20 protein-coding genes are annotated in these 17,477 nt (G+C 48.2%); 11 read left to right on the top strand and 9 right to left on the bottom strand.

The genetic code is table 11. From position 1 onward, the window contains the following. Window positions 1-7: 7 nt before the first annotated feature. Window positions 8-871 carry a DNA-3-methyladenine glycosylase gene (locus NYE28_RS04160; protein WP_337681366.1) on the bottom strand — a complete coding sequence of 288 codons (864 nt, stop codon included), beginning with the start codon at window positions 869-871 and terminating at the stop codon, window positions 8-10. A gap of 106 nt (window positions 872-977) precedes the next feature. Here NYE28_RS04160 and corA point away from each other — a divergent pair, with 106 nt between their 5' ends. The 3 genes from corA (at window position 978) to NYE28_RS04145 (ending at window position 3,559) form a co-directional block, all read left to right on the top strand. Beyond that, complete coding sequence (gene corA / locus NYE28_RS04155; RefSeq protein ID WP_007408518.1) at window positions 978-1,937, top strand: magnesium/cobalt transporter CorA; 960 nt, start codon at window positions 978-980, stop codon at window positions 1,935-1,937. 63 nt (window positions 1,938-2,000) lie between these two features. Then, window positions 2,001-2,648 (top strand): hypothetical protein, encoded by a 648-nt coding sequence (locus NYE28_RS04150; RefSeq protein WP_015239402.1) that lies wholly within the window; start codon window positions 2,001-2,003, stop codon window positions 2,646-2,648. 50 nt (window positions 2,649-2,698) lie between these two features. Then, a complete protein-coding gene (locus NYE28_RS04145; RefSeq protein WP_015417037.1) occupies window positions 2,699-3,559 on the top strand; it encodes an NAD(P)-dependent oxidoreductase in 861 nt (286 codons plus the stop codon). Window positions 3,560-3,593: 34 nt separating this feature from the next. Here the strand turns inward: NYE28_RS04145 and pdaA are convergent, their stop codons facing one another. Both pdaA and NYE28_RS04135 read right to left on the bottom strand, forming a co-directional pair. After that, window positions 3,594-4,385, bottom strand: a complete 792-nt coding sequence (pdaA, locus tag NYE28_RS04140; protein ID WP_003155556.1) for a delta-lactam-biosynthetic de-N-acetylase — start codon at window positions 4,383-4,385, stop codon at window positions 3,594-3,596. A 100-nt stretch (window positions 4,386-4,485) separates the two neighbouring features. Continuing rightward, window positions 4,486-4,671 carry an SE1561 family protein gene (locus tag NYE28_RS04135; protein ID WP_003155558.1) on the bottom strand — a complete coding sequence of 62 codons (186 nt, stop codon included), beginning with the start codon at window positions 4,669-4,671 and terminating at the stop codon, window positions 4,486-4,488. Window positions 4,672-4,817: 146 nt separating this feature from the next. On the opposite strand from NYE28_RS04135, the gene yfkAB reads away from it, so the two are divergent. Beyond that, on the top strand, window positions 4,818-5,939 hold the full coding sequence (gene yfkAB, locus NYE28_RS04130) for a radical SAM/CxCxxxxC motif protein YfkAB (RefSeq protein WP_032872324.1): 1,122 nt from the start codon (window positions 4,818-4,820) through the stop codon (window positions 5,937-5,939). Between the two features lie 6 nt (window positions 5,940-5,945). Then, window positions 5,946-6,779 (top strand): mechanosensitive ion channel family protein, encoded by an 834-nt coding sequence (locus tag NYE28_RS04125; RefSeq protein WP_007408513.1) that lies wholly within the window; start codon window positions 5,946-5,948, stop codon window positions 6,777-6,779. A 28-nt stretch (window positions 6,780-6,807) separates the two neighbouring features. On the opposite strand, the gene NYE28_RS04120 is transcribed toward NYE28_RS04125, so the two are convergent. Together NYE28_RS04120 and cax are read right to left on the bottom strand one after the other, a co-directional pair. Continuing rightward, the gene (locus tag NYE28_RS04120; protein WP_342490310.1) at window positions 6,808-7,602 is read right to left on the bottom strand and encodes a YfkD family protein; all 795 of its coding nucleotides are present in this window, start codon (window positions 7,600-7,602) and stop codon (window positions 6,808-6,810) included. A gap of 70 nt (window positions 7,603-7,672) precedes the next feature. Further along, complete coding sequence (gene cax, locus NYE28_RS04115) at window positions 7,673-8,728, bottom strand: calcium/proton exchanger (protein ID WP_160222912.1); 1,056 nt, start codon at window positions 8,726-8,728, stop codon at window positions 7,673-7,675. A gap of 158 nt (window positions 8,729-8,886) precedes the next feature. On the opposite strand from cax, the gene NYE28_RS04110 reads away from it, so the two are divergent. Then, window positions 8,887-10,065, top strand: coding sequence for an MFS transporter (locus tag NYE28_RS04110; RefSeq protein ID WP_025284425.1), 1,179 nt, complete (start codon window positions 8,887-8,889; stop codon window positions 10,063-10,065). A gap of 186 nt (window positions 10,066-10,251) precedes the next feature. On the opposite strand, the gene NYE28_RS04105 is transcribed toward NYE28_RS04110, so the two are convergent. From NYE28_RS04105 to NYE28_RS04095, 3 genes are read right to left on the bottom strand one after another with little or no spacing between them, the layout of a single operon-like run. Beyond that, window positions 10,252-11,091 carry a YihY family inner membrane protein gene (locus NYE28_RS04105; protein ID WP_007408509.1) on the bottom strand — a complete coding sequence of 280 codons (840 nt, stop codon included), beginning with the start codon at window positions 11,089-11,091 and terminating at the stop codon, window positions 10,252-10,254. A gap of 11 nt (window positions 11,092-11,102) precedes the next feature. Beyond that, window positions 11,103-11,429: a hypothetical protein gene (locus NYE28_RS04100; RefSeq protein ID WP_169510132.1), complete on the bottom strand. Its 327-nt coding sequence runs from the start codon at window positions 11,427-11,429 to the stop codon at window positions 11,103-11,105. 13 nt (window positions 11,430-11,442) lie between these two features. After that, the gene (locus NYE28_RS04095) at window positions 11,443-11,916 is read right to left on the bottom strand and encodes a low molecular weight protein-tyrosine-phosphatase (protein WP_012117078.1); all 474 of its coding nucleotides are present in this window, start codon (window positions 11,914-11,916) and stop codon (window positions 11,443-11,445) included. 155 nt (window positions 11,917-12,071) lie between these two features. On the opposite strand from NYE28_RS04095, the gene NYE28_RS04090 reads away from it, so the two are divergent. The 5 genes from NYE28_RS04090 to NYE28_RS04070 all read left to right on the top strand — a co-directional run bounded on the left by NYE28_RS04090 (window position 12,072) and on the right by NYE28_RS04070 (window position 16,723). Further along, window positions 12,072-12,287, top strand: coding sequence for a DUF1128 domain-containing protein (locus NYE28_RS04090; protein ID WP_003155571.1), 216 nt, complete (start codon window positions 12,072-12,074; stop codon window positions 12,285-12,287). Between the two features lie 336 nt (window positions 12,288-12,623). Next, window positions 12,624-13,817, top strand: coding sequence for an MFS transporter (locus NYE28_RS04085; protein WP_007408506.1), 1,194 nt, complete (start codon window positions 12,624-12,626; stop codon window positions 13,815-13,817). Window positions 13,818-13,843: 26 nt separating this feature from the next. Then, complete coding sequence (gene aroD / locus NYE28_RS04080; RefSeq protein WP_337681365.1) at window positions 13,844-14,605, top strand: type I 3-dehydroquinate dehydratase; 762 nt, start codon at window positions 13,844-13,846, stop codon at window positions 14,603-14,605. 65 nt (window positions 14,606-14,670) lie between these two features. Next, on the top strand, window positions 14,671-15,555 hold the full coding sequence (locus tag NYE28_RS04075) for a shikimate dehydrogenase (protein ID WP_025284421.1): 885 nt from the start codon (window positions 14,671-14,673) through the stop codon (window positions 15,553-15,555). A gap of 136 nt (window positions 15,556-15,691) precedes the next feature. Then, window positions 15,692-16,723 carry a LacI family DNA-binding transcriptional regulator gene (locus tag NYE28_RS04070; RefSeq protein ID WP_100001301.1) on the top strand — a complete coding sequence of 344 codons (1,032 nt, stop codon included), beginning with the start codon at window positions 15,692-15,694 and terminating at the stop codon, window positions 16,721-16,723. A gap of 20 nt (window positions 16,724-16,743) precedes the next feature. Here the strand turns inward: NYE28_RS04070 and NYE28_RS04065 are convergent, their stop codons facing one another. Further along, on the bottom strand, window positions 16,744-17,259 hold the full coding sequence (locus tag NYE28_RS04065) for a type 1 glutamine amidotransferase domain-containing protein (RefSeq protein WP_003155578.1): 516 nt from the start codon (window positions 17,257-17,259) through the stop codon (window positions 16,744-16,746). Between the last annotated feature and the right edge of the window lie 218 nt (window positions 17,260-17,477).

Here is a 17,477-nt window from a genome sequence, read left to right as displayed (position 1 = left end):
ATCCTCATCATTCAATACTTCTCCACAAATATAAGGACGCATAGCTTAGATACGGCGCCCATTCGCTGCTTACCTGGAGCATCACGTCTTTTGACGGTTTATCCTCTAGGGCGAAGCGGCGTTTGACGGCGTTTTGCAGGCCGATATCCGCCAAAGGAAACAGATTCGGGCGGCCGAGGCCGAACATGAGGACGTTTTGGACGGTCCACGGGCCGATGCCTCTGATGGTGATCAGCTTTTTCATAATGTCTTCATCCGACAAATGGGTAAGTTCCGCCAGATTGAGCGCTCCGTCTGCAATCATCCGTGAAATGTCAATCGCATATTCCGCTTTTCTCATGCTGAACTGGAGCTCCCGCAAGTCCTGATAATCAAGCGCCGCGATCGTTTTCGGCTCGGGATAGCACCAGACACCGTCTTTTTGTTCACCGAAGGCATGGACGAACCGTTCCGTTAAAGTAAAAGCGAAGGACAGGTTGAGCTGCTGGTGGATGATGCATTTCATGAGACAGTTGTAGACGTCATATTCCAAGACGAGCGGGGTTCCCGCATGCTCCTCAAAAAGCGCCGACAGATTTGTTTTTGAGAAATGATCAAGCACAGGCTGAAGCGGCTGCTCCCACTGAAAAATGTGTTTGATCCGTTCAATCATCTCCTCGCGGTCCGTTTCTCCGCTGACGAGGAAGACCGGGTCTGCGGCGGTGCCTTCCGCTTGAACCGTGATGACGGACAGTTTGCCGTCCCGTGTTCTGAGCGGCACTTTGATTGATCTTGCATGAAGATCGACCGCATTCAGCGGATCGAGCGACAGCCTTTCAAGGACTTTATCAAAATGATACGGCGGTGTGACCGAAACCGTTTCCTTCCACATATGCTCCACCCCTTTTTGTCCAAGTATATCATGAAGCGGCCGGGCGGCAATTCGTATACTTTTCTTCATAACGCCGCATGATATAATGGCAGGCGGAGGGTTGTTTATGATACATATAACCGCAATCACAACACATAATGAGATATTAGATAATATCCCCCTATCACGTACAGAACAACCGGACATCGCATGGTACTGGATTGATTTTTTCGGCGCTGAGATGCATGAAACCGAGCTGTTGCGTGATTATTTTCACTTTCATCCGCTTGCGATCGAGGATTGCTTTCAGCATATGCAGCGGCCGAAAATCGACCATTATGACGGCTACCGTTTTTATGTGCTCCACGCCTTGAACCCGGACACACTGGAAATGGAAGAGGTGGACATTTTTCAGTCCGACCGTTTCATCGTCAGCTTCCATTTGCACGAATCGCCCGGCGTCTCAAAGGTGAGAGAACGGTTTTTCGCTTCTCCGGGATTAGCCAAAAAAGGGCCCGGGCACATCACTTATATGATTATGGATCAGCTTGTCGATGAATATTTCCCCGTGCTGTACAAAATTGAAGACCGGCTGAATGAAATTGAAGACAGCAGAACACATAAATCTTACGGCACTTTAATGAATGAAGTGTTTGAATTGCGGACTGATCTTTTGAACCTGAGGCGGACGATCATTCCGATGCGCGATTTAATGTACCGGATTTTGAGCCTTGACCATGTAAAAGAAAGCCGTGAAACGAAAGCGTATTTCAGCGATATTTATGACCACCTGTTAAAACTGGCTGAGCTGATCGAGTCAAACCGTGATATGACGTCAGATTTGCGGGACAGCTATGTGACGCTGAATTCAAACCGGATGAACGCCATTATGATGACATTAACCATCGTCTCGACCATTTTTATCCCGCTGACGTTCATCGCAGGGGTTTACGGCATGAATTTCGATAACATGCCTGAGCTTCATTGGAAATACGGGTATTTTATCGTTTTGGGCGTAATGGCCGTTCTTGTGGCCGCCATGCTGTTTTGGTTCGCCCGCAAAGGCTGGTTTAATATTTTCAAGTAAGAACGGCTGCCGGCTGTTCTTTTTTTTGAGAAAACATGATAGTCTGGAAAAAAACGTAAAGAGGTGTGCGCCGTTACCATCCTTTCTCACAAAATCATTTCTTCTGTCCTCCTGGCTTTCAGTGTCATGTCCATTGCCCCGCTGTATAACGGCCGTACGGTGTCTGATTACATCTTTGAGTTACTCGGCTTTTCCTCTTGGCCGGAAGATGGAGCCCATATCTCCGTCATTCCCGGGGTCGTGCTTTACTTTGCGGCGTTAATCTGGTGTGCCGCCGCGTTCAGGCGGACGCTTCCCGCGGCGGGGCTGTTTCTGATCTTTCTCAGTATGGGGGCCGCTTCCGGTATCAGTCCTGCCACCGAATATGCCGTTTTTTCCTTAAAACAGTTCGCGCCCGAAAAAGAGGCTGTCGAGTATTTGAAGCACCGCAGCGAATGCAGTCATCTGGTTGAGCGAAAAAGAGCGGGCATGAGCTGCACGCTTTATATCAATCATTACGGAAAAGGGGAACAAACCATTTCTGTCACCCCGGATTTATCAGAAAACATAAAGGACGTCACATTCAAATCAAAAACATTCACTGTAAAACCCCGTTCAAAAACAATCATCAAAACCCGATTTACCGGATTTTATAAGGGGAAAGCCGCCTCAGACTCCGGATGGTCTTCAGAACCTGAACTGAAAGTGGCAATCCTGTACACAGCAGATTAACCATTTTGCATGTATAATGGTGGAAAACTTTTCATTGGAGGGACTGTCAAATGAAGATCGCCATCGTCGGACTCGGCAATATGGGCCGCCCCATCGCCGAAAATATCATGAAAGCCGGATACAGCCTGACTGTATATAACCGGACGAAAGAAAAAGCGGCTGACCTGCTGGATAAAGGGGCAGAATATGCCGAAACGCCCCGACAGGCAGCTGAACATGCGGACATCGTGCTGTCCATGCTGTCAGACGATGACGCCGTAACAGATGTAACGTTCGGAGCTTGCGGCATTATTGCAGGGTTATCTGAAAACGGCATTCATATTTCAATGAGCACGATCAGTACGGCGCTGTCAGAACAACTTTCCGCCGCACATTCGGGCAGAGGGCAGTCCTTTATTGCCGCTCCCGTCCTCGGCCGCCCCGATGCCGCCGAGAAGGCCGAGCTTCGCATCATCACAGCCGGACCGGCGGAAGCGAAGAAAAAGGCCGAACCGCTGCTTAACATCCTGAGTCAGCAAGTATTTGACACTGGTGAAGAAACAAAAACGGCCAATGCCGCGAAAATCAGCGTCAATTTCTTGCTGGTGTCCATGCTTGAGGCGTTATCTGAATCGTTCTTAATGATGGAGAAGTACGGGTTAGAGCAAAAACAATTTTTAGAAATCGCCGGCGCGCTCTTTGGCTCTCCCGTCTATCAAAATTACGGCACGATTATGGCTGAGGAGAAATTTGAGCCGGCCGGTTTCAAAATGTCTTTAGGGCTGAAGGATACCAATCTGGCGCTCGCCGCCGCAGAACAGGTTTCTGCAAAACTCCCTCTTGCCGAACTGGCCAAGAGCCATTTTGAAAGCGGGATCGCACAAGGCTTCGGGGATCTGGATTGGGCCGCTTTGATTAAATGCCTGAAATAACAAAACACCTCTCCATTACCAGGAGAGGTGTTTTCTACAGGCGCGGCAGCTTCATTTCTTTCTCAAACATCAGGTCATCAATGCTTTTAAACGTGTAGCCTTCTTTTTTCAAATCGGTAATGGCATCGTCCAGAGCTTCTGAATTGTCCTTTGAAACGGTGTGGAGAAGGTAGATCGCGCCGGGATGAGCCTGCTTTATCATGTGATCATAGGCGTATTGTTTCCCTTTTTGCTCGTTAACCTTCCAGTCGACAAATGCGACGGACCAGAAAACGGTTTGGTAGCCGAGGCGCTTCGTTTCTTTCAGGACATATTCGCTGAATACGCCGCGCGGCGGACGGAGATACAGGTTGTCCCGCTTTCCGGTAATGTTGTACACAGCTTCCGTGACGGAATCGAGTTCGTCTTGAATCTGATCGCCCGTTTTTGTCGTCAGATCAGGATGATGAAAAGAATGATTGCCGATGATATGGCCTTCCTTTGACATCCGTTTAATCAAATCAGGCTGCTCTTTCACAAAATGACCCGTGACAAAAAAAGTGCCCGTGACGTGATGTTTTTTTAACACATCAAGCACTTTCGGGGTGTACCCGTTTTCATATCCATTATCAAACGTTAAATAGATGGTCTTTTCTTTCGTATTGCCCAAATAAAAGGCATCATATTTTTTGACCAGATTGTCCAGCTGTCTGCCGGCATCCGGCGGCTGATGATTGACGCTGCGTTTAAATCCCCAGTTTATCCGTTCATTCGGCACGGCTTCTGCGCTGTTGATGCCCCCCGCAAGTAAAACGGCCATGCAGCAAATTGAACAAAACCATTTCATGACCAGCACTCCTTCTGCATTTTTCCTTATTTTGCAGTAGGCCCTGCCCTTTTATACAGCCGCATTATGGAAAAAGAAAAACCCCGGCATCCGCCGGGGTTTATTCCCAATCCTTTTTAAAGCGTTCATATTTTGCTTCCAGATCATCAAGCATGCCGATGAGCCGGTCTATATCTTCAACGTCCGTTGATTCAGGGTCTAATGAATCAATGACATTCATAAACATATCGAGTCTGTTCTTCAGGTAATCGAGCTGCTGATCTTTGCTGTTTACTGCATTCCCCATACTTCCACTCCATTCATTTTTTATAATGGTAGCGTATTTTTTGCCGTTTTTCAATGGTTCCGCTACTTGCGATCTTGGCAGATCAGGTCTAAAATTAACAGTTGGCAGACGTTAGTATGCCCCATTTATAAAGGAGTTAGATAGTCATGACACAAAACACAACACTGCGTCCGATCACACCGGAGTACGATCCTTGGGAAGCGTACATGGATGTCGACCAGTATGGAGATATGAAACTGACGAACGTTGAATTCACAACGACGACTTTGTGCAATATGAGATGCGAGCACTGCGCCGTCGGGTACACGCTCCAGCCGAAAGACCCGAATGCGCTGCCGATCGACCTTTTATTAAAGCGGCTTGATGAAATTCCTCTGTTACGCTCTATCAGCATTACGGGCGGCGAACCGATGCTTTCGCTGAAATCGGTAAAGGAATACGTCGTCCCGCTTTTGAAATATGCCCATGAACGCGGCGTGCGCACACAGATCAATTCAAACCTGACGCTTGATATCGGGCGCTACGAACGGATTATTCCTTATTTGGACGTCCTTCACATTTCTCACAACTGGGGAACGGTCGAGGACTTTGCCGACATCGGATTTGCGATGATGGAGAAGAAACCGACATTTGAACAGCGGGCGCGCTATTTTGACAAAATGATTGAAAACAGCCGCACGCTGGTCGAAGCAGGCGTAATGGTTTCAGCGGAAACGATGCTGAACAAACGGACGCTGCCGCATATTGAACATATTCATCGGCAAATTACCGAAGAAATGAAATGCCAGCGGCACGAAGTCCATCCGATGTATCCGAGTGATTTCGCCAGCGCGCTTGAATCACTCAGTCTGACGGACATGAGACAGGCCATTCATCATCTGCTCGACATACGCGATGAAGAGACATGGATGCTGTTCGGTACGCTCCCGTTTTACGCATGCAGCCCTGATGAAGAAGACCAGAAGCTCCTCCGCCGCCTGCGGGAAGCGAAAAACGTTACGGTGCGAAACGACCCTGACGGCCGCTCCCGCCTGAATGTCAACATTTTTGACGGAAATATCATTGTCACGGATTTCGGCGATACACCGCCGCTCGGCAATATTAAAACAGACAGCCTTCCCGAAGCATATGACAAGTGGAGACAGACGAAGCTGAGCAAAGAGCTGAACTGCCGCTGCACAAACGTCCGGTGCCTCGGCCCGAACGTCCTTGTCAAAAACAGTTATTATCAGGACACAGATTTTTCATTACGAAAAGCCAGAGGTTAACAAAAGATGGAAACGACAATTACGGACATTTTGAAAAGCAAAGTGGTTGAGATCATCATCGTCGCTCTCGTGCTTTACGCCGGTGTTTTTCTGATCAACCGCTTTGTCCAGGTGTTATTTAAACGCACGGATTTCTTGGAGGAACGGAAAGGGAAAACGATTGAAAGCCTCGTCCGATCCATCACCCAGTATACGGCGACGATCGGTTTTATCTTTTACGTCATTTCTTTATTCGTTCATGATTTCGGCCGAATTTTAGCCGGGGCGGGTGTTGCCGGTATCGTCATCGGTTTCGGCGCCCAGTCGTTAATCAAGGACATATTGGCCGGTGTCTTTTTAATATACGAACGCCAGCTTCATAAAGGCGATTATGTGACGATTAACAATCTGTTCAACGGCACAGTCGAAGAAATCGGACTCCGTTCCCTCCAGATCCGTGAGTGGACCGGCAAGCTGCTTACCATATCTAACGGTGAGGTCAGACAGCTTCAAAACTATAACATTGATTTTATGCGGATTACCGAGTCCGTCGTGATCAGTTACAAGGAAGATCCCGAGCGGGTATATGCCGTCTTAGAAAAAGCCTGCGACATGCTCAATGATGAGCTTCGCGATTCACTGAAGCGGGATGAATTTCTCAATGCGACGGAGCCGTTTCAAGTGCATGGAATTATGAGTCTGAACAAATTAACCAGAGGCATTGAATTTACAGTAAAAGGCATGGTTCAAGACACAGAATACTTCTCGGCGAGCCTTGCGGTGAGACGCGTTCTTGCCCGGGAGCTGTACAACAACAATGTGCAATTGCTCGAGGAAATGTATCACACACAAAAAAGCTGATTCCCGAACCGGAATCAGCTTTTTTTATTTATCTCGGCTGCGCTGTCATTTGAAAACCGAATGTGACGTGATCCTGCACCGGAATCCAAGCCCCGATTCCTTGCGAAGTCACATTTTTGACGACAAGTTTCCGCTTGCTGCCTTTCAGCACCAAATACACTTCACCGTATGTTACTTTTCCTTTTTCATTAACGGCCGGAGCGTAGGCATGCAGGTAGCCGAGCCGCTGCGGAGAAATTTTGTAGGTTTGATCGCGTTTTGTGCCTGCGCCGATAACCGTTTCAAACGCGAGCGGCAGTTTTGTTTTCTTCATCGCTTTTTGCATCATCATGCTTTTTAGGTCTTCTGCGTTCGGCACCTTCGCTGTGAGCCCGCCTTTGATTTTGTATTGCTGTTCTTGGGCGTATGAGATAACCGCGGTTTGCTGTCCGCCCCGGTTATCCGCTCTGTTTGTGTTGATTTTTTTATATTCCCAGTTGGCGACCGTTTCGTTCGATTGATAGCCAAGCGCCCATTTCCCGAGAAATATTGTCGCCCGGTATCCGATGGCAAGCGGGGAACCGGAAACCGAGGATTCATTCAGCATCTTTATCAGATGCGGATTTTCGATATTGATCTCTGATGTCTCTAACAATTCCTTCGCCAGTTTGCTCGGCTGAAGCATCGGCTGGTCCTGTGAAGCATTCGGATACGTATTTTCCTTTGAAATGCTTACGACAGAGTTGGGAACTTTAAACGGTTTTTTTGCAGCGGCAGACGGCGTTGCGAAAAAACTAAAGGATAACAGCAGAATCAGTGTGGCATGAAACAGCTTTCTCATCATATCACTCTTTCTATAGCATTTTCCTTTAGTCTTTTCCTCCGCAATCGTTGTTATCCGCATTTTTTACAGGTTAAAGCAGGAAAAAACCGATCGCCATAATGACATAAGCGGCAAGGAGCGTAGCCCCTTCAAACCAGTTCGAATCACCGTCATTTGAAATCATTGTCATCAAAAGGACGGATGAGATCATCGCGACAAGCTCGGGCAATGTGAATACAAGCGGCATATTGACCGGAAAAAAGATGGAACAGATCACAAGAACCGGAGCCACAAACATGGCGATCTGCAAAGTCGAGCCTACCGCGATTTCAACGGCGACATCCATCTTGTCTTTGTACGCCATAATAATCGCCGACGCATGCTCTGCGGCATTTCCGACGATTGCGACGATAATCACTCCGATAAACAGCTCGCTCCAGCCGAACTGTTCAGCCACCGCATGAAACGTATGGACAAGGTTTTCAGATATGTAGGCGACGATAATGGTTGAAATAAATAAGACGGCTGTCGCTCTTTTCCCCGACCACTCAGGCTGCTCCTCTTCTTCCTTTGCCTCCAGCTGATTCGGCTGATAAACACCGCGGTGGGTGACGAGCTTGAAATAAAGAGCTGCCACGTACAAAAGGATCATGATGATGCTGATGCCGACACTCAAATCAAGCTTGTTTTTTTCCCCCATATCCATGGAAAACACTTCAGGAATGACAAAAGCAACGATAATGGCAAAAATCAGCAGGCCTGAATTATGCCGGGCATCATGAATATTGAATTCCTGCCGCTTGTATTTCAAACCGCCGATAAAAAACGACAGTCCCGCGACGAGCAGAAGATTGCCGAGCACCGAACCGGTCAGTGAAGCAAGCACGATGCCCGTCAGCCCTTCTTTTAAGGCGAAAAGCGATATAATTAGCTCTACCGCATTGCCGAACGTGGCATTCAGCAGACCGCCGATCCGCGGTCCCGCGATAATGGCAAGAGATTCGGTCGCTCTCCCCATATAACTTGCAAGCGCAATAATCGTCAAGCAATAAATAATAAACAAAACCGCTGACGGCCAGTGCATCAGGCCGCCGATGACTGAAAGCGGCACTCCCGCCGCAGCCGTAAAGAAAAAAATCCGATTCATATCTGCCTGGCTCCTTTTTTCGAATGAGTCTTCTTATATCCTTCTCAAAAACTCCCTCAATTACACTTCCGCGGCAGCCCGAATTGGCATTTTCAGGTTGCCGGACGCAGCAAATCCGTGTACGATCAAGAAAGATACTGAAGAAGGAGAAATACGCGATGTCACGACTGTACTTCTTTATTTTGGTTCTGCTTGTTTCCATCTCCGGATTTTCCCAAGGCATGCTTCTGCCGGTGATCTCCGTCATTTTTGAAACGAACGGGGAATCAGCCGCTATAAACGGACTTCACGCAACCGGCCTTTATATCGGCGTGCTTCTGGCGTCGCCGTTTATGGAGGCCCCGTTGCGCAAGCTCGGATTCAAACCTCTGATGGTCATGGGCGGATTTCTTGTTATCATCAGCTTATTCAGTTTTATTTGGCTTCAATCCATATGGTTATGGTTTTTTCTTCGGCTGCTTATCGGAATCGGGGATCATATGCTGCATTTTTCAACCCAAACGTGGGTGACGTCAAAGTCAACGCCCCGAAACAGAGGAAGAAACATTTCGCTGTACGGACTGTCCTTCGGGCTTGGATTCGCTGTCGGCCCGTTCATGGTCCCTCTTGTGAAAACAAGTCCGTCCCTTCCGTTTATCGTATCCGGCTGTATCAGTCTTGCCGCCTGGCTGTTTGTATTTGTCTTACGTAACGAGTACCCGGCGCAAGGTCCGGATGAAACATCCGGGGACAACAGCGCAAAACGGTTTTACCGCGCCCTTCTTTTCGGCTGGGTCGCTTTTCTCCCGGCTTTCGGGTACGGTTTTTTAGAAACGGCGCTGAACGGAAGCTTTCCCGTGTACGCCCTGCGCTTAGGCATATCCGTTGATGCCGTCGCGCTGATATTGCCCGCTTTTGCCATCGGGAGTATTGTATTCCAGTTCCCTCTCGGTTTATTAAGCGATCGATTCGGGAGAAAACGTGTCCTGCTCGTCATCTTATTAACGGGTGCCCTTTGCTTTTTGACGGCCGGACTGTTTCCGTCGCCTTCTGTCATCGGCTGCTGCTTTTTCACGGCGGGAATGGCGGTCGGCAGTATGTTTTCCCTCGGCATCAGCTATATGAGCGACCTGCTGCCGTCCCATCTGCTGCCGGCGGGCAATCTGCTCTGCGGCATTTCTTTCAGCCTCGGCAGCATGATCGGCCCGGTGGCGGGCGGCTGGTATATGCAGCGGTTTGAAAGCGCCAATTTGTTTTACTTTATTACGGTGATTCTGGTCTGTATTTGGCTTGCGCTGGTCTTCGGGAAAACAAAGCACAGCCCCGCATCCGAATCCCATTCTTTTCCGGCCTCATAAAAAAAGCCGCCTGATCTAAGTCAGGCGGCTGCTTTCTAGTGGTATCCGTTCTGCCCGTTAGCGCTTCCGCTTGTTTTATTCTTCGGGCCGTTTTTGGAGTTTTGTTTATTATGGCTTCCGCCTTTTTTCGTATGCTTGGTCATAATCGATTCCCCTCCGTTTTTCAGCTTGAACGTCTCCGTTCCTCTATAGCTTGCTCCCGCGGTACGGATTTTCATCAGGAAGCTTTTTACGTTTATGTAAAAGCGCGTTGATTTCTCCTCCTAAAATCAGCAGTGTTCCCGTAAGGTAAAACCAGATCATAAGGACGATAATTCCCCCGATGCTCCCGTATGTGGCGCTGTAGTTGGCAAAGGTGCCGACGTAAAATGAGAACAGCATACTGACGATAATCCAGCCGGCTGCCGCAAATACGGCTCCCGGCAGCACAAAACGGAGGGAAAGCCTTTTATTCGGCGCGAAAATGTAAAGCGCGGTAAACACGATTAAAAGGATAAGCGGACTGATACCCCAGCGGACAACCGACCACACCTGCAAAAACAGGCCGGAGGCGCCGATAAAATCTGCGGCCAGCATTCCGATTTCTCTGCCGAACACCGGCAGAAGCAATGCGATTAAAATCGTGACCACCATCGCGATGGTTAAAAAAATTGAGGTCAGGCGAATGATGATAAATGAGCGGTTTTCCTCGACTTCGTAGGCATGGTTAAATGCTCTGACAATCGCGTTCATACCATTCGAAGCCGACCAGATGACGGCGATAATCCCGAATGACAAAAGTCCGCCGCTGCGCTTGTTCAGCGTTTGCTCCGTTATGGATTTCACCATGGACATGGCGCTGTCGGGCGCGTATTGATCGACCGCCCCGAGCACGTCTTCTGCCGATATGGGAAGATAGGCGGTGAGCGTCAGCATGAAAATCATCAACGGAAACAATGACAGCAGGAAAAAATACGCCAGCTCCGCCGATTTACTTTGTCCTTCATGGAGAGAAAACCTTGCAAACAGCTCCTTTATAAAACTCATGACATCCCACCTCAATGATCGTTTTTCGAAAAATGCTCCTTCGTTTCTTTTAACAGGTCAATGACCTGCGGCGTCGTCTGCTTCAGCTTGGTGATCTGCCCGTTTAAAAAACTCAGATCTTCCGATACGGTATTGGCGATGATTTTCACTTGATCCAGTTTTGCAGATGCCTGCTGTTTCAGCACTTCAGGATGTTTTCGGTAAAATGCCGCACGCTGCCTGCACGCGTCCATGTTCCGGAAACATGCCTCTCTTGTCGGCTTATGTAATAAGGACAGTGCTCCGCCGGCGGCAGCGCCGATCAGAATCGCTTTTGCCATGATGCGTGTCTGCTTCATCGGTCAATCCCCCTTATAAATGATGATCTTTCTTTATTGTCTCCAGCAAATGACGGCACCCGGACTCGACCAAAGCGTACACCTCGCTGAAATTCCCGGTATAATACGGATCGGGCACGTCCGCAAGGTCCGACTCCGGTACATAATCAAGCAGCCTTGCAATACGCGGCGCCGCTTTTTTATAACCGGCCATGCTGCGCAGATGTCCGATATTTTCTGCATCCATCGCAATGACGTAATCAAAATCGGTCAGATCAGACTCACGCACCTGCCTCGCCGTGATGCCGCTTGCGCTGATCCCTTTCTTCTTCAGGATCTCCTTTGTCCCTTCATGCGGCGGATTTCCCGCATGCCAGGCGCCGATTCCCGCTGAATCAATGTTAATCTGCCCGTTCAGCCCGTTTTTCTTCACCATATCAGAAAATACCGCCTCTGCCATAGGCGACCGGCAAATATTTCCCAGACAGACAAACAGCACATGTATCATATCGATAACCTCCCTATTCTTTCCCCGCATTTTGAGGATCAAAAACCTTATCATCATCTTAGCAACTTTTCTGCGGCTGTGGAAATAAGCTTTTATTCTAAATGAATTCTGTTAGAATAAAGGGGACGAAAACGGTCATGAAAGGATGCATGAATTTGCCGAGCCAACAAACAGAAACGTTAAACAAAATGATTGAAGACATTTCGCAAAAGCTCAACATGCTCAATGTCGGCGTCATCAGAGCGGAAGATTTCAGTGATGAAAAAATAGAAGATCTTACATACCTTCATCAAATGGTCATGAAAAAAGCATCATTCAGCCCGAGTGAAATGCAGGCCATTGCCGAGGAGCTCGCCTCTCTCAGAAAATAAACCCATGTCAGACCTGCCGAAAAACGGCGGGTCTTTTTTTCATTTAAAAAAGTGAAAAATAAAAGTTCATCGGTTTGACACATATAAAAAGAAGGAGTATAGTAACTGTGAACTTGGTAGAACGATATACTAAAAGAGCGGGCCGCTTATCTTTTTTTATTTAGTAGAACGATATACTCGTTGTGATATCAGCGTTATTCAAGTTTGTCTCTGCAACCGTTTTATCAAACCAGTTTTCAAAGAAAGGCAGTGGTTCAATAAAGGGGAATGGTTCTGTGCTTTTGTTAATTTAAAAATTAATTTAATTCTTTATTAACCGCATTAGGGGATGTCATCATGAAAAACATATACACCAAAATGGCAGCGGGTCTTTATATTAATTATTTCCTGCTGGGCATGATCAATATTATTATCGCATCCAATATGGAGGCATTATCAAAACAGCTTCATACATCCGCAGCCGGGGTCAGCTATTTGGTCTCCGCCATCGGGATCGGGAAGCTGATTTCGCTTCTGTTTGCCGGGAAGCTTTCGGATACATTCGGGAGACGGCCGTTTATCGTATCGGGCGCCTTTCTGTATCTGATTTTCCTAATCGGAATTCCGCTTTCGACAAACTATACGGCCGCGTTTATCTTCGCCATTTTCGCCGGGATCGCCAATTCCTTCTTGGATTCCGGGACATATCCGGCGCTTATTGAAGGATTTCCGAAAAACGCAAGCTCTGCAACCGTGTTAATCAAAGCGTTTGTATCCATCGGCGCGACGGTGCTTCCGTTTTTTATCGCGTTTATTGCGGACAGGCATTTGTTTTACGGCTGGACGTTTTTCGTACCGGGCATTATTTTCTTCCTGAACGGCTTTTTCCTGTTAAAAGTTCCGTTTCCGAATCATAAGCAAAAAGAAGACGGCGGCCGGACGGAAGCCTCTCCGTCTGATGACGCGTTCACATCACAGCCGTCGATATGGCGTGAAGGCCTTGCGATCATTCTGTTAGGCTTTTCATCTACGGCGCTGTTTATGCTCGTTCAAGTATGGCTTCCTAAGTTCGGGCAAACCGTTTTGGGCATGCCTGAGGTGCAGGCTGTCAAATTGCTGAGCTATTACAGCATCGGTGCGCTTGTGTCCGTGTTATTGCTGGCCGTGCTGTTAAACAGAGTGATTCAGCCGATTACGGTAATGGTGCTGTACCCTGTGATCGCGGCAATCGCGCTGCTTGCTCTGATTTTCATCCATCAGCCGGCCGTATCAGTCATCAGCTCCTTTGTCATCGGACTTTCAACTGCGGGCATTCTGCAATTGGCGATGACGGTTATGGCTGTTTTATTCCCTAAAAATAAAGGTACAATCACATCTTTTGTTAATATAGCATCAAGCTTATCTTTTATTGTCATTCCGCTTGTAACGGGAGCGATATCCAAAGCGGCCGGCCTGACGCCTGTTTTTCTGCTTGATATCGGAATTGCGGCCGTCAGCGCCCTTCTCGCATTGTTTATCGGAATCCGCTTTAAGCAAGTGATGAAAGCCTGACTATTTTTTAAGGGAGAGGATTTATCATGCAATCTATCACGATCAGAAACACGGTCATCGGCGAAGGGCTTCCGAAGATCATTGTGCCGCTGATGGCGGCCGGAGAGAAAGAACTGCTCGAAGAAATTGAAGCCGTCAACAGGCTTCGCCCGGATATCATTGAGTGGCGGGCGGATGTGTACGAGCACGTTGACAGCCTGGACGCCGTAAAAGGCATGCTTGAAAAGCTGCGGAAAGTCGCAGGCGCAACACCGCTGCTTTTCACATTCAGAACTCATAAAGAAGGCGGAAATAAAGTTATTGATGACCGCTTTTACATTGAATTGCTTAAAACCGCCATCGGAACAAAACACATTGACCTTGCAGACGTTGAGTTGTTTACGGGAGAAGCGGAAGTCAAATCAATTGTGAAAACCGCTGAAGACAACGGCGTATATGTCGTCATGTCCAATCATGATTTTCATCAGACACCGAAAAAAGAAGAAATCATTTCCCGGCTGCGGAACATGCAGGCGTACGGCGCGCACATTCCGAAAATCGCGGTGATGCCGCAAAGCACTGAAGATGTTTTCGTCTTATTGGATGCCACTCATACGATGAAAACACAATACGCAGACCGGCCGATCATCACGATGTCAATGGCGGGAACAGGCCTGATCAGCCGCCTGGCCGGCGAAGTCTTCGGCTCAGCGTGCACGTTCGGCGCGGGGAAAGAAGCATCAGCGCCCGGACAGATTCCCGTTGAAGAATTGCGCAGCGTACTCAGCATTTTAAATAAACATATGTAATCAGCGTTTTTCTGCCCTCAAAGCGGGATGAAAAACAAATGAATGGACTAACGGAGGAATACATCATGAAGAAAGATTTAGGACGGATTAACGGAAAAACTCAGCTTATCGGATTATTCGCAACACCGATCGGACACTCTTTATCTCCGGCGATGCACAACCTGGCGTTTAAAAAATTAGGATTGAACTACGCTTACCTCGCGTTTGAAGTCGGCAATGAACAGCTGGAAGATGTGGTAACGGGAATGCGCGCCTTAAACGTCAGAGGCTTCAATGTCTCGATGCCGAACAAGATGAACATTCTCCCTTACCTCGATGAACTCGCGGATTCAGCGAAATTCACCGGCGCGGTAAATACAGTCGTTAATGAAAACGGAAGACTGATCGGACACTCCACTGACGGTATGGGATACGTCCGCAACTTAAAAGAACACGGCATCGATATCACGGGCAAAAAAATGACGCTGGTCGGTTCCGGCGGGGCCGCCACTCCGATAGCGATTCAATCCGCATTGGAAGGCCTCGGAGAAATCTCTATTTTCGCCCGCAATGACGCGTTTTTCGAAAAAGCGGAAGAAAACGTCCGCATCATCAATGAAGAAATGAAGGGATCTTCTTGCAAAGCGAAAGTCTTCCCGCTCGAAGATCAAGATGCGCTGCGTGCTGAGATCGCTTCAAGCGATATTTTCACAAACGGAACGGGTGTCGGCATGAAACCGCTTGAAGGCTTGAGCGTCATTGAAGATACATCCATGCTCCGTCCTGATTTGATTGTGACAGACGTCGTTTACAACCCCGTTACGTCGAAATTGCTTGAACAAGCTCAAGCGGCCGGCTGCAAAACCATTAACGGCCTCGGCATGATGCTTTGGCAGGGCGCCATGGCGTTTGAATATTGGACAGGCCGAGAAATGCCTGTTCAGTATATTAAAGAGCAAATGTTTGAATAACCTATTGTGACAGAAGCGCCGAAGGACAATCCGTCTTCCGGCGCTTTATCATTTTCTCCCCCTCTCTCTTTCTTCTCATGCGCCAAAACGCTTATAATGGATGTAACGAATAAAAACCAAGTGAGGAATGCGACGTATGAAACAGCAAAAAAAACGCCGGGTGACATTGCAGCAGGTCGCTGAACATGCCGGCGTCTCAACATCCACCGCTTCATTAATCGTCCGCAATAATCCGCGAATTTCCGAAGCGACCCGTGAGAAAGTGCTGCAATCCATGCGGGAGCTGGGGTACGTATATGATCGGGTCGCCGCGAATTTACGATCACAGACGTCCACAACGGTAGGATTGATTATTACTGACATTTCCAATACGTTTTTCTCAGAGTTTCTGATCGGCGTTCAGAATACGCTTGAGGAAGTCGGATTAACGGTGCTGTTAGGCACGACATTTGATTCCGTCGCCAAGCAGGAGCAGCTGATCTCAACCATGCTGGAGCACAGGGTCGGCGGATTGATTTTGTGCCCGGTTTCAGGTACGGCTGAGGAAACCCTTTCCCGCCTTGAGCAGCTTGACATTCCGGTCGTGCTCGCCGTCAGGGAGATTGCCGATGCCGACTGTGATTTTGTCGGAGCCGATTATGAGGAAGGCACCTATAAGGCAGTGCGTCATTTCATTGAGAAAGGCCATCAGGAGATTGCGTTTCTGGGCGGCGTGAAGCACTCGTCAACATGGACGAAGCGCATGAAAGGGTTTAAAAAAGCGCTCCGTGAAGCGGATCTGGAAGTAAAAAATGACTATGTCATTGACAGCGTGCCAACCCGCGAAGCAGGCTGTGAAGCCGTGACGGAGCTCCTCCGCCGGTCTGAGCGCCCGACCGCGATTTTCTGCTTCAGTGATTTGGTCGCGTTCGGCGTCATGCAAGGGATCAGAAAAGCCGGGCTCATTCCGGGCGAAGATATTGACATTGTCGGCTTTGATAACGTGCCGGAAGCTGAAATTTCTTATCCCCCGCTTACAACCGTTTCTTCCTTTCCGCGGCAGTCGGGAAAAGAAGCAGCTCAATTGCTGCATCATAAAATCACCAGTTCCCAGCACAAAAAACAACGCATTATTCTGGCGCCTGAGCTGGTTATCCGGGAATCTTCACAAAAAAAGCGGAACGCCTGATACGGCGCTCCGCTTTTATATTACGCAAGCAGTTTTAATGATTCGCGGTTGAATGCCGGTATGTCATCCGGTGTGCGGCTTGTGACCAGCTGGTTCTGGCAGACGACGACTTCTTCATCCACCACATTTGCGCCCGCGTTTTCCATGTCGATTCGGATTGATGTAAACCCTGTCGCTTTGCGCCCGTCCAATGCTTTCGCGTTGATGAGAAGCTGAGGTCCGTGGCAGATGGCGAACACCGGTTTTTTATCATCCATAAACGCTTTGGCAAATTGGACGAAACGGTCATCCGCACGCAGCATGTCAGGAGAGAATCCGCCCGGGATCAGCAATGCGTCAAAGTCTTTCGGATTTACATCATCGATGGACGCATCCACTTTCACTTCCGCTTCCCCTTGTTTGCCTTTGACTGTTTTTCCTTTTTCCTGTTCAATTACGGTTAATTCATGACCCGCATCTTTAAAAGCTTTCGCAGGTTCAGTATACTCGACATCCTCAAAATAATCGGTTAATACAACTGCAATTTTTTTACCCATAGTTACTACCTCCTGCTTGATGAAGTCTACATAAATCCATGTACCCCAGCCACACTAACATCAAACATAGGTAACGCGTTTGCCGCTCATCCGTTTCACATAGGTCATTATCCTCATTTTTCATCTTTTTACAAGAATCATCATGAAATCTATATAAACTTTCACAAAATATTCTTACAATGGTACTGCATGACAAAATTTGTTGAAAGGTGGAGAAC

The sequence above is a fragment of the Bacillus sp. FSL R5-0443 genome (assembly GCF_038608285.1).
Classification (GTDB): Bacteria; Bacillota; Bacilli; order Bacillales; family Bacillaceae; genus Bacillus; species Bacillus velezensis.
The sequence above is the reverse complement of the archived record's forward strand: the minus strand, read 5'-3'. Positions and strand labels throughout refer to the sequence as shown.